Consider the following 13436-nt stretch of genomic DNA (forward strand, 5'->3'; position numbering starts at 1 on the left):
TATATTTTGGATAATCAAATTATTGCTTAATTTACACTATTATTAATAGATAATTTTTTAAAATTCAAAGTCTATTCCAGTTTTATTTCTTTCATAGAACCATTTTACCAATCTCTCTCTAGTTAATTTATCTACTAGAAGATCATTTATATCAATCTGAGCATCTAATAATCGTATGCACTTATTCGCAAGCTTAACACCTTCCGGTTTATTCAATTTAAGCTGCATTTGTGCCAGAATATAGTTAAATGAAGTTAAATGAAAAATAAAGTGCGTAAGATTAATATAGTGAGTTTTTATTAGATCAATCGCCTTAATACAATATTCCTCTGCTTCTTCAACAAATCCTCTTCTAGATAATAAAGCAATCGCATTATTTAATATAAATAATGATCTTTCACCTCTTTCCGAAGAAAAAACATTATCTGAATTTCTTGGTTTAAGATTTTCATTAATAATACGACGTACAAAATCATTAGAAAGTTCTTCCTCAGTGGTTGTTCTTAATATAAATGCTAATGCAAATAATTCATTAACATTATGCACATCTAGTTTTTTTAGATGCTCTAATACTACTACTCTATTTTCCCTTACAATTTGAGGTCCAGCCGTTTCACTTAAAACACTAAGATATTGTTCAATAAACAATCTAGTATTAATCGGTACTATTTCTTTCTCAAGAGTCTTGATAGCTAAAGTTTTTATAGCTGAATAATTTCCCGAAATATCCAGTTGTCTAGCTTCCTTTAGGAAACCAGTTTGATCAGCATCTATAAGTGGTAAATACTCTGAAAAATAGTCATGATGACCTACTCCAATATTTCTCAAAAGTTGTTCAAAAATCTCTAAAGATACACTTGTTTCATCTGCTTCAAATCTGATTAATGTTCTTACAGAAATTGCATCTCCGGCAGCATCTTTTAATTTGACACCACGACCTTCTCTGATTTGTTTGAAGATCTTTCCGTGTATTTTATTATCGTCCATTCAAGTATCCGTCTCCTTAAATAATCTCGGTAATATTATAACATAAATTAAGTAACTAATGTAGAAAATATAACCTTTTTTCTCATGTATTTGATTATACATTATAATTTTGTTCACAATTTGTACACATTTTTAAAAAATAAAAAAGAGTAACCGACAACACAACACAACACAGTTACTCTTTTTTCTTGCCTATATTATTCTCCGTTAATAATCCTTGTTTATAAACTTCAAAATTAATACTTTTCTCATCATTATTATATTTTTTTACTTAATATTATTTATTTAGGTACATAATACTTTTCTTTTCTCCAACTTTGTTAAATTTAAATTTCTTTGAACACTTTTTCAATTAAATTTAAAAAATAATTTAACAAAATTATTTTTTTATATAAACTTCATTTTCCTTTTCTATAAACGATTATTATAACTACTTTCCCCTAGAATATTCATGTTGACGAAAAAAACAACCAAAAGTGTCACCAGAATATTTCATCTTTTTTATAGTAAATAATAAGTACGGACTCTCTTATAGACATTTACTATTATAGCATCACAATACTATAAAATAACAAATTATGATATAATTGTCACTTTTTGAGATTATTTTTAACTACAAAATATTAAAAATGACTCCTGTGACACTTTATTCAGAAATATCCTGAAAGTTCGTATTTCTATATATCTATTTTGATAAAATAGACACAATACTTTTTAATATATGTAAATTCATATTATTGATGTACTAATTTACATAAACAAAGTATCTATTTAATAACTTTCTACTTAGTATCGCTACTTTCTCTTGTATAGTTATAAACGCCATATCTCTTTATATCTAATCTAATAAAACCCAAGGAATAACAGCTATCCCTTGAGTTTTAATATGTTTATTATTGGTTTATATAAGTCATTATAAGTTATAAAAAACAGTGTTTTTACTAATTAAACACCGACATTAGCCCTACTACTGTAGTTATTTCATTTTTCTTGTCGTCAGTATTGTCATTTTTGTCACTCTGACATTTGTTACATTTTATAGCTTTTCTCTTTTTAGTGTCATCGGTGTCACTCTTACACATATTAAATTTTACCTCTGTTTTATTTTGAATGTCATTCATGTCACTTTGTATAATTTCCCCTTGTACCTCAACTATTTCTTCTACAAAATTACTTTGCTTTGTAAAATTATTAGACAATTCCCCTAGTGTGCTTAATCCAAATAAGTACATACCTAAACTACTTTGTTTCTCATCTATTACTAAGTGTTGATTTCTATTTTTCATAAGCATCTCCTTTTCTATAAGTTATCGTATGCTTATTTTATCAAGGATTAAAGCACTATTTTCATAATCAGAAAACATTGTCTTATTTAAAATAAATATAGCTAAAAATAAGGAGTTGATTAAGAAAATCAGACAAATTTGTCCGATTAATATTATCACAAAATAGTCATTAGTCACTATATTACAAATAAAAAAAGTAATTAAGGAAAAATTAATCTCCTTAAATACTCTACTAATACATTATATTGATGTCATATAACTTTTAAAATTCAATATCAATTCCAGTCTTATTTACTTCAATGTAGCAATAGGGAGACTTGTTTCATCTGCCTCAAAACGATTTAACGTTCTTGTAGAAATAACATCTCCTGCGACATCCTTTAATTTATACCCTCTTTCTTCTCTTAACTTTTTAAAAACTCTTCCATGCATATTTTTTTCGTTCATTATTTTCTCCTAGATTATCTATTAAGCAATCAATATTTTTCTTTGTATATTTTCCAGTTCTAAAATATTCGCATAAAATCACAGATAATTATTATAATAACTACACAATAATCATAATATACCTATATTTTACCATAAATCATGAATATTTTTTGTAGTTAGATTATATAAAATAAAATTTTTAATTTTACTTTTATATAGTATATATGAACAAAAACCCCAAGGTATAAGTATTTTATACCTCGAGGTTTAAATTTTATTTCAATAAACATAGACTAAGATTTTAATCTCATATCCAACATTTATTAGTTTTGTTTATCTTTTCTTTTTAGTCTTGCGGCTACTGCTAAGGCTACTAAACCTGCTACTGTTGCCATTCCACTTTGGCTTTCACCTGTATTAGGTAAAGTTTTTAATCCATTTGAATTAACACTTGGACGTTGTAAGGCAGGTTGGTTATTTGATGATCCTGGAGCTTTGTCTTCTGGTTTTGCAGGTGCGTTTGGTGTTTCTGGCTTGGCAGGAGCACCAGGTGTTGTTGGTTGTTCTGGTCTTTCTGGCTTATCCGGAGTACCAGGTGTTGTTGGCTGTTCTGGTCTTTCAGATTTTTTCTTTTTCTCTTCTTCATCTTTTAGATATTTCTCAAGATCAAACTCTATTGGATCTATTGTATTATTATCAGCTAATACTGCCCATTTAAAGTTTTCAAGTTTGAATTGTCTTTGTACTTTTTCTAATTCTTTAGTGTCATCAGCTAATTGTTTAGAAATTGCGATTAATTCAGCTTTTAGTGTACTTAAATCTTTTTCCAGTTCAGCTTTGACTACTGTTGCTTTAGCTAATTTTTCTTTATTTTTATCTAACTCTAGTCTATCTTTTCTTATTTTAGCGAAATTATCTTTTGCTTCATCTAATGCTTTTTTAGAAGCTTCTATTTCATTTTCAAGTTGAGAGATTTTAGCTGTAGCTGTACCAATTTCACCTTCAACGTCTTTTTGTAGTGCTTTTGCTCTGTCTAATAGTTTAGTTCTTTCTTCTACATCTTTTTGAGCAGCGTCTAAATCAGCAGCTAATTTAGTCATTTTTTCAACATATTTAACGTTATCTAATTCAAGTTGGTCTACAACTTTTTGTTGTTCATCTGCTTTAGTTGTTAAGTTGTTGATTTTAGCGTCAACTTCTTGTACTTTAGCAGTTGCTTTTTCTGTTTGTTTTTCAGTAGCTTTAAGTTCATCCAATACTTTAGTAGCACTGTCTACGTTAGCTTTAGCGTCTACTACTGGTTGTTCTTTGCTTTCACGAACTTTTACAGCGTCAGCATATGCTTTCTTGAAACTGTCAAGATCTGGTACTGCTGGTAATTCTACTGTATCTTTTGATTCGTTGCTGTATTTAGCGATAAAGTTTTGTTTAGCTCTTTCTTCAGCCTCATCACTTTGGTCATCATAAGTCCTGTTACCATCTTTGTCATCAAATCCTGGGATAGCATTATCTTCATCAACTTTAACATAAGAGATTTTAATAATACCTTGTTTTGGCAATTTAGCTACCTCTTTTTCAAATTCATCAAAAACATCAAGTGGCATAGATTTGAACCCTAAAATGTTCCCGAATTCATCTAATTTAAGGTATTGTTTATTCTTTTCAACAAATTTTTTTGAAAGTCGATTGATATTTTCATTTTTACCCACATTTTCGAAATGTGCAACACCAAGTCCCATTGGTGTTTTCGCTTTATATAATTCTTCAGCATGACCATAACCACCTGTAATATTTCCCTCATAGAAGAATAACATTACTGAGTTATAAACATGTTCGTATAATGCGTTTCTTGACATTTTGTGATCACTAAATGTTGTTGAACCTGCATTATAAAGGTTTTCGTAGTAGTTTTTACCTCTGATTAAACCATGTTTGGCTGCAACTTCAGAAATACCTTTGATGTAGTGACCACCGTGTAAATCGTAGTGGTTATCTCTCATTACAGTTTCTGTGATTTCTTTTGCTAATTGCATTGAATTTTTGTTAACTTTTAATGGTTCAAGTCCGAATTGACTACGGATTTGGTTTAATAAGTAAATACCATATTGTGACATTTTAAGTCTTTCTTCTTCAGACATGTTTCTTAAGTCGATTTCATAATCATCATCGTGACTATATCTGTTGTAAACAAATTCATGGTTAATTTCTTTTTCTATAGCTTTTAATTGGTCACGCAATTCTCTACGTTTAGCAAATTTTTCATCTATAGTTAGACCTTTTTGTTTCCAGTTTAGAGTATAATCCATGTATTCTTTGAATTTATCTACGAAACGTTGATCTAATGAAATTTTATATTTTACATTTCTACCATAAGGCATCACTACAGCATCATATTCTGCTTTTTTAGTCGCTTCATCTTTCTTCGCTTCATCAAGTTCAGCTGTCTTAGCTTTTAATTCTTCTTGTTTAGCTTTTAAGTTTTCTTCAGCTTTCTTAGTATCTTCAGCAAGTTTAGCATCAAATTCTTTAGCTTTCTCTAATTCTTTTTCAGCAACCACTTTATTAGATTTTTCTGTTTCTAATTCTTTTTTAATATCTTCGTTCTTAGCTTTTTCAGATTCTAGTTTCTTAGTAACATTTTCAGTTCCGTCAATTTCATCTTTGATTTCTTTAGCTTTTGCTTGTTTAGATTCAAGATCTTTAATTTTATCCGCAACATCTTTTTTCACTAGTACTAAATCAGATTCTCTTTCTTCTTTTTCAGTATTAGTTTTTACTAGTTCACTATTTTTATTTTTTAATTCTTCAGTCGCTGATTCTACATTTTTTTCAGCTTTATTGATATTTTCATCAGTAGCATCTTTATCTCTTTCGATATCTGCCTTAATTTTACTGATTTCATTATCATTGTTAGTGATTTCTGTTGTTTTATTTTCAATTGCTTTATTTTTTAAGCTTTCTGCTTCTTTAGATGCATCTACCTTTGCTTGAGCTTTTTCTACATCTTGTTTTGTAGTCTTACCAACTACCTCTTTTTCAATTAGCTTCGGAGCTTTTTCTACATCTTGTTTTGTAGTCTTACCAACTACCTCTTTTTCAATTAGCTTCGGAGCTTTTTCTTCGCTAATTTCATTAGCTTTAACATCACTACCACTAGCTACTGCTCCAATAAAACTAATTCCTAAAAGAACTGACATAGCTCCTATTTTATTCTTCCTAAGTGAAAACCTTTGTTTTCTTTTTATCATAATATATTTCCTCCATAAACAAATGTAAACAATGATTTATAGAGATAATTTTAACATGAAGTATTACTGTTTACATAAATTATGAAGAAATAGTCACATCACCCTTAAAATATGCAGTTATCTTTAATATTTACTTCTCATAAATGACAAAACTGTCTGCTGAATTTATAACGAAAATAATATAAAATAAGATTTAAATAATAAAAAAAGAAACTAATCCACAAACTTGTGAACTAGTTTCTCAAACACTTTTATAAATTATTAAAATTCAATATCAAGACCTGTTTTATTTGCTTTACAATAAGCTTCATAAGTCACATCTCTTACCTGTCTGTAATAAGGATCACCAGTAATCTCAGCAACAATATCTTCATATTTTAGAATTTTATTCGCTAATATAACCCCTTCTTCCTTGTCTTGTAATAAATATAATGAAGCCAATATTGCAACAATTTCCTTAGAAAAAGCAGCCCTATTTAATAACAGAGGATTTTCATTAAATAGTTTAAGTGTCTCTTTACATCTCTTCTCAGCTAATTCATAATAACCTGATCTTACTAAGAACGATATAGCTACTTTTAACAAATCACAATATACAGCACTCATATATTTACTCAAATAATTTCTTACTGGGATATTTTTAAAGCATTCATCAATAATTCTTTCAATATATTCTACTGAATAATCACCTTTTGAAGCCGAATATATTAAAATGAACAGTCCGTAAATTTCATCAAATCCCAATTTATTCAATGATTCAATTCTATCCTTTATTATTCTTCTATTCTCTTCAAATAATTCTTTATCCTCTTTCCAAAGAATATTATTTAAATAAATCAATATAGTTAATCTCTTACTAAATTCGATATCTTTTTTCTTCAGCTCTTTTTTACATTCATTTACTAACTTTGAAGAAGAACCTGATTGCAGAAGTTTCTGCAGTCTATTAGCAAATTCCGTAGTTTCAGTGTCTGTATTATCATAATAAAACGTTAAATAATCTAAGTAATTGATATCTAAATTTTCTAATAACTTTTCAAATGTGGCTATAGATATACTCGTTTCATCAGATTCAAATCGAATCAATGTTCTCGTAGAGATAATATCACCTGCCACATCTTTTAATTTATATTCCCTTTCTTCCCTTAGTTTTTTAAAAATACTTCCATGCACATTCTTTTCGGCCATTCTCTACCTCCTAAACTTTAATATTAAGAATAATTCATCACTTTTTTCTTGTATAAATAAATACGTAAAATACTATTACACTAGTCTTTTCTTATATATTTTACCATTAAATTTATCCTTATTTTAATTACGTGACAAATTAGTCATATTCTAGTACATTTTCTTCATATCTATACAAATAACTACTCTATGTGACATTTTCGTCACTTGGTTTCCTCTGTTTTTTAATCTAATTTAAAAAAAATAAACTTCGAGGTATAATTTAATTACCTCGAAGTCTACTTATTATTTCATTTTATTTTAATTCCATAAATCTTCTAGTAAGTGAGTTTGAGTTCTGTCTGGTCCTGTAGAGAATACAGAGATTTTAACCCCTACTAATTCTTCGATTTTTTCTAAATATTTTCTTGCGTTATCAGGAAGCTCATCAAGTGATGTTACACCCGTGATATCTTCATCGAATCCTGGTAATGTTTCATAGATTGGCTTACAATCTTTAATGATGTTTTCATTAGCCGGGTATTCAGTTAAGATTTCACCTTTATAATCGTATGCTGTACAGATTTTAATTTCTTTAAGTCCAGTAAGAACGTCTAGACAGTTTACTGACAGATTAGTCATTCCAGATACACGAGCTGAGTGACGCATTACTACAGTATCGAACCATCCAATACGACGTGGACGTTTAGTAACTGTTCCATACTCATGACCAACTTCACGAATTGTATCTCCGATTTCATCGAATAATTCTGTTGGGAATGGTCCATCACCTACACGTGATGTATAAGCTTTTGAAATACCTAATACTTTAAGACCATTTGTTGGAACGAATCCATTACCTACTGTGATTCCACCTGCAGATGGGTTAGATGATGTAACATATGGATATGTACCGTGATCAATGTCTAACATTACCCCTTGTGCACCTTCAAATAAGATATTTTTATTTTCGTTTTGTGCATCTTCTAGCACTTTAGAAGTGTCTGTAACATATTGAGCTAATTGTTTTCCATATTCGAAGTACTCATTGAAGATTTCTTCTACTGTGAATCCTTCAGTTTCATAGATTTTTTCGAATAGTTCATTTTTTTCTTTCAGATTTTGTTCTAATTTTTTCTTGAATAGATCAGCATCTAATAAGTCCGCGATACGGATACCACAACGTTTGTATTTATCTACATAACATGGTCCGATACCTTTTTTAGTAGTACCAATTTTGTTTTCCCCACGACGAGCTTCTTCAACCTCATCAAGTTTTAAGTGGTATGGTAATACTACGTGTGCTCTATTAGAGATTCTTAATCCATTACAAGTAACTCCACTTTCTTTAAGTCTATCAATCTCACTGCAAATCCACTTAGGATCTACTACAAGACCATTACCGATAATTGAAAGTTTCTCTTCATTAAAAATTCCAGATGGGATTAATTGAAGTTTGTAAGTTTTTCCATCAAACTTAATAGTATGTCCTGCGTTGTTACCCCCTTGATAACGAGCAATTACATCAGCACGTTCTGCTAAAAAGTCGGTAATTTTACCTTTACCTTCATCTCCCCATTGTGAACCTACTACTACGATTATTGACATAAATTACGCCTCCTGAAAGCAATTATTTTTTCCATTAATAATTATATCACAAATACAGACGTTTACAACCATTTTTTATAAAAAACTCAAAATTATCGGACAATTTAATCTTCTTTCACAGTTTATATACTTTTATACGTTTTCATTAAAAACAATTATCATTTGGGAGTGACTCAAAAATCGTGATTTCATAGAAATCGATTTTGTCGAGTCACCCCCCACAGTTTATTAGATATCTAAAAAGGTTTTATAAAGCAAATTTAGATATCAATAAACCACTGTGTCTATGAATTCTCATATACACTTTGTTAAAATTTAGGTCTTTTGAGTCATCCACCGGATAAAATCAAAAAAAGTAACCTGGGAATCAGTTTATACTAATTCTCAAGTTACTTAGTTCTTATTGTTTTAATCTGTCGTATATTTTGTGTTAGAAGATTCCGATGATTGTTTCTGTTTCTTCATCGATATCGATATTTAATGCACTTGGCACTTTTGGAAGTCCTGGCATTGTTAGTACTTTGTTCGCATATGCTACTACGAATCCAGCACCACTTCTTAATTTAACATCATTGATAGTAATGTTAAATCCTGTAGGACGACCTTTAATTTTCGCATTATCTGTTAATGAAGCTGGAGTTTTTGCCATACATACTGGTAGATTTTTGAATCCAAGTCCTTCGATTCTTTCGATCTCAGCTTTAACTTCATCAGAGAAGTTAACTCCATCAGCACCGTATATCTCGCGACATACTGTTTCAATTTTTTCAGTAATTGAAGCTTCGTCTTTGTATAATAATTGTAATTCTTTGTCATTTTCTTCTACAGCTTTTACTACTTTTTCAGCTAGGTCTATTCCACCAAGACCACCTTTTTCCCATACTTCTGTACGAGAGAATTCTACACCTTGTTCTTTAGCCCAGTTTTCTAAGAATGCTAATTCTTTTTCTGTATCAGTAACAAAGACATTTAGAGCTACCACTATCGGTAAATTGAATTTACGTAAGTTTTCGATGTGTTTTTCTAAGTTTTGAACACCTTTAGCTAATGCTTCTAAGTTTTCTTCTTTTAGGTCTTTTTCTTCAATGTCACCGTGTAGTTTTAATGCTTTAACAGTAGCAACTACTACAGCAGCTTTTGGTTTAAGTCCTGCTTTACGACATTTAATGTTTAAGAATTTCTCAGCTCCTAAGTCAGCTCCGAATCCTGCTTCTGTAATTACATAATCAGCAAATTTTAAAGCTGTTTTTGTAGCTAAGATTGAGTTACATCCATGCGCAATATTTGCGAATGGTCCACCGTGAATAATCGCTGGATTGTTCTCTAATGTTTGAACAATATTCGGTTTAATTGCATCTTTTAATAATGAAGTTATAACACCTTCAATTTTCAAATCTTTTAGGTAAACTGGTTCACCTTTTTTATTGTAAGCTACAAGGATATTACTTAATTTTTCTTTAAGATCAGCAATACCTTCTGATAGACATAATATAGCCATTACTTCACTAGCTACAGTAATATCAAAACCATCAAGGCGTTCTAGGTCTGTTCCTGCATTTACTTTAACATGGCGTAAATCACGTGCGTTCATGTCCATTACACGGTTAAAGACGATTTTATCTATTTCTAATTCGTTTCCTTGGAATACATGGTTATTTACTAATACTGCGATTGCATTGTGAGCTGTAGTAATAGCGTGCATATCTCCAGTAAAGTGAAGGTTAATGTCTTCCATCGGTACTACTTGAGCATATCCTCCACCAGCTGCTCCACCTTTTCTTCCTAATACAGGACCTAAAGATGGTTCACGTAGTGCTACACAAGATTTTTTCCCGATTCTATTTAATCCATCAGATAAACCGATAGTTACAGTACTTTTCCCTTCTCCACTTGATGTTGGATTAATAGATGTAACTAATACTAGTTTTGCATCGTCATTAATATCTTTTTTAAGATTTTTTGTTTGGATTTTTGCTTTGTGATTTCCGTATAATATTAAATCTTCTTCTTTTATCCCTAATTTACCTGCTACTTCAGCAATATGTTTCTTTTCACATTCGTTTGAAATTTGAAAGTCTGACTTCATTTAATCTACCTCTTTTCTTTGAGCTTGTTATTTTTTATTTTAATCTTCCAATCCTGGAATACGTTTGTATATTTTGTCAATATTTACAAGGTGCACATTTAGATCGAAACAACTATCTAGTACTTCTTTAGAAACTGTATTTTTAATAGTTTCATTTTCTTCAAGTAGTTCTCTAAATGGAATACCTTCGAACCATGATTTCATCGCTAGTGGTTGTACTAAATCGTACGCTTCTTCACGAGAGAATGAGTATTTTTCAATAAGGTTACTCATAGTTCTTTGAGCGAAGATTACACCATTAGTAGCGTAGATGTTTTTAATCATGTTATCCGTAAATACTGTTAGATTTTTCACAACATTAGTAAATCTATTTAACATGTAGTCTAATAATGTTGTTGCATCATTACTTAAGATTCTTTCTGCACTTGAGTGAGAAATATCACGTTCATGCCATAATGGAATATTTTCGTAAGCTGCGAACATATATCCACGCATGATTCTAGCACATCCTGCCATGTTTTCACTAGAGATTGGATTACGTTTGTGAGGCATTGCACTTGAACCTTTTTGATTTTTCGAGAAGAATTCTTCTGCTTCTCTTACTTCTGTACGTTGTAAGTGACGAATTTCTACACCGATTTTTTCGATTGAACTTGCGATTAATGCTAATGTTGCATAGTAATCTGCGTGTCTATCACGTTGTAAAGTTTGTGTAGAAATATTACTTGATTCAATTCCTAATTTTGCACAAACATAGTCTTGAACTTCTGGTGGTGTATTTGAGAATGTACCTACAGCTCCAGAGATTTTACCTACTTCAATAATTTTTCTAACTTCGTTGAAACGTTTGATATGACGATTGAACTCATCATAATAAAGAGCAAATTTTAGTCCAAAACTACTTATATCTGCGTGCACTCCATGAGTACGTCCGATACATGGTGTGAATTTATATTGTAATGCTTTTTCTTTTAATACTTCTTGGAAATTTAATAAATCTCTGTAAAGAATATCGTTAGCTTGTTTATATAAATATCCATAAGCAGTATCAACAACATCAGTAGATGTTAAACCGTAGTGCACCCATTTTTTCTCATCACCTAGATAACTAGAAACATTACGAGTGAATGCTACTATATCATGTTTTGTTTCTTTTTCTAATTCTAAAATTCCTGGTAGGTCAAATTTTGCATTAGCGAATAATTTTTCAACATCTTCTTTTGGTACAACCCCTAATGTACTCCAAGCTTCTGTTGCATAAAGTTCTACTTCTAAATATGCTTTAAAACGATTCTCATCGCTAAAGATATTTCGCATTTCTTCTCTACTATATCTTTCAATCATTGCAATAATCTCCTGATGTTATTTTTTTCAATCGATCTATAAATTCTATAATGACAAATGACCGATGTCTTTTCTGTAAAATAGTTCTTCACATTCTATTTTTACTATCTCATTATACACTTTTTTATATGCTTCTTGCAAGCTCTTTCCTTGAGCGCAGACTAATAATACACGACCACCATTAATCACTATATCATCACCTACACGCTTAGTCCCCATATGGAATACTGGTGTAGTTACTTTATCTAATCCTTTTATAACAGCACCTTTTTCACTGTGTTCAGGGTATCCTTTCGCTGCCATTACGACACCGATAAAGGCATCTTTACTCCATTTCAACTCTACTTCTTTACCATCGATAATATTATTTGCTATCTCGTATAAACTACTTTCTAATGATAATAGCAATATTTCGCTCTCTGGGTCCCCAAAACGAACGTTAAATTCAATAGTTTTTACACCGTCATGACATTTCATAAGCCCTGCATACAGTATTCCATAAAATGGCATTCCCTCATCACTCATAGCATCAACCATTGGCTGAACAACATTTCTAACACCTTCGTCAATATCGTCTTGAGTAATTTTCTTAAGTGGTAAATATGCTCCCATTCCACCTGTGTTTAAACCTTCATCATTATCGAATGCACGTTTATGATCTTGTGCAATTTCCATAGGATAGACCTTTTTATCAGAAACAAAACACATAAGTGAGAATTCTTCACCTTGAAGAAATTCTTCAATAACAACACTTGAACCAGCCTTATTGAATTTTGCATTACACATCATTTCTTTAAGTTCTAATTGAGCTTCTTCTAGAGTATTTGCAATAATTACTCCTTTACCTGCTGCTAGTCCGTCTGCTTTAAGGACAATAGGTGCTTTTTGATTGTTTAAGTACTCTTTGGCCAATTCATAATCGTTAAAACTTTCATATTTTGCTGTAGGAATATTGTATTTTCTCATCATCATTTTTGAGAATACCTTACTTCCTTCTAGTTGCGCTGCAAGCTTAGATGGTCCAAATGCACGGATACCTACTTTTTGTAGTTCATCCACTAGACCATTCACTAATGGTACTTCAGGTCCTACGAAAACAAGATCAATAGCATTTGTTTTTGCGTAGCTTGGTATTTGGTCTTCTGTTAATGCTACACATACTCCAAATTCTTCGACTGCAGGATTAATCCCTGTCATATGTACTTCGTGACCTTCTTTATGGAATTTATAAGCGATAGCGTGCTCTCTACCACCGCTTCCTACTACTAATACTTTAGCCAT

The 13436-nt window shown here is 30.7% G+C and carries 9 protein-coding genes; all 9 read right to left on the bottom strand.

All coding sequences use genetic code 11. The annotated features are described in order from the left end of the window. Nucleotides 1–57: 57 nt before the first annotated feature. A complete protein-coding gene (locus O3884_RS06825) occupies nucleotides 58–987 on the bottom strand; it encodes a helix-turn-helix domain-containing protein (protein ID WP_371452580.1) in 930 nt (309 codons plus the stop codon). Between the two features lie 941 nt (nucleotides 988–1928). Next, on the bottom strand, nucleotides 1929–2273 hold the full coding sequence (locus tag O3884_RS06830) for a hypothetical protein (RefSeq protein WP_371452581.1): 345 nt from the start codon (nucleotides 2271–2273) through the stop codon (nucleotides 1929–1931). Between the two features lie 291 nt (nucleotides 2274–2564). Next, nucleotides 2565–2720 (bottom strand): helix-turn-helix domain-containing protein, encoded by a 156-nt coding sequence (locus tag O3884_RS06835; RefSeq protein ID WP_371452582.1) that lies wholly within the window; start codon nucleotides 2718–2720, stop codon nucleotides 2565–2567. A gap of 305 nt (nucleotides 2721–3025) precedes the next feature. Next, nucleotides 3026–5950: an SEC10/PgrA surface exclusion domain-containing protein gene (locus O3884_RS06840; RefSeq protein ID WP_371452583.1), complete on the bottom strand. Its 2925-nt coding sequence runs from the start codon at nucleotides 5948–5950 to the stop codon at nucleotides 3026–3028. A 261-nt stretch (nucleotides 5951–6211) separates the two neighbouring features. Beyond that, the gene (locus tag O3884_RS06845) at nucleotides 6212–7138 is read right to left on the bottom strand and encodes a helix-turn-helix domain-containing protein (RefSeq protein WP_371452584.1); all 927 of its coding nucleotides are present in this window, start codon (nucleotides 7136–7138) and stop codon (nucleotides 6212–6214) included. A gap of 300 nt (nucleotides 7139–7438) precedes the next feature. Beyond that, nucleotides 7439–8725, bottom strand: a complete 1287-nt coding sequence (locus O3884_RS06850; RefSeq protein ID WP_294681666.1) for an adenylosuccinate synthase — start codon at nucleotides 8723–8725, stop codon at nucleotides 7439–7441. 430 nt (nucleotides 8726–9155) lie between these two features. Beyond that, complete coding sequence (locus O3884_RS06855) at nucleotides 9156–10811, bottom strand: formate--tetrahydrofolate ligase (RefSeq protein WP_371452585.1); 1656 nt, start codon at nucleotides 10809–10811, stop codon at nucleotides 9156–9158. Nucleotides 10812–10850: 39 nt separating this feature from the next. Next, nucleotides 10851–12155, bottom strand: a complete 1305-nt coding sequence (gene purB, locus O3884_RS06860) for an adenylosuccinate lyase (RefSeq protein WP_003145935.1) — start codon at nucleotides 12153–12155, stop codon at nucleotides 10851–10853. Nucleotides 12156–12200: 45 nt separating this feature from the next. After that, a complete protein-coding gene (purD, locus tag O3884_RS06865; RefSeq protein ID WP_371452605.1) occupies nucleotides 12201–13436 on the bottom strand; it encodes a phosphoribosylamine--glycine ligase in 1236 nt (411 codons plus the stop codon).

This window comes from Gemella sp. 20925_1_85, assembly GCF_041433735.1.
Classification (GTDB): domain Bacteria; phylum Bacillota; class Bacilli; order Staphylococcales; family Gemellaceae; genus Gemella.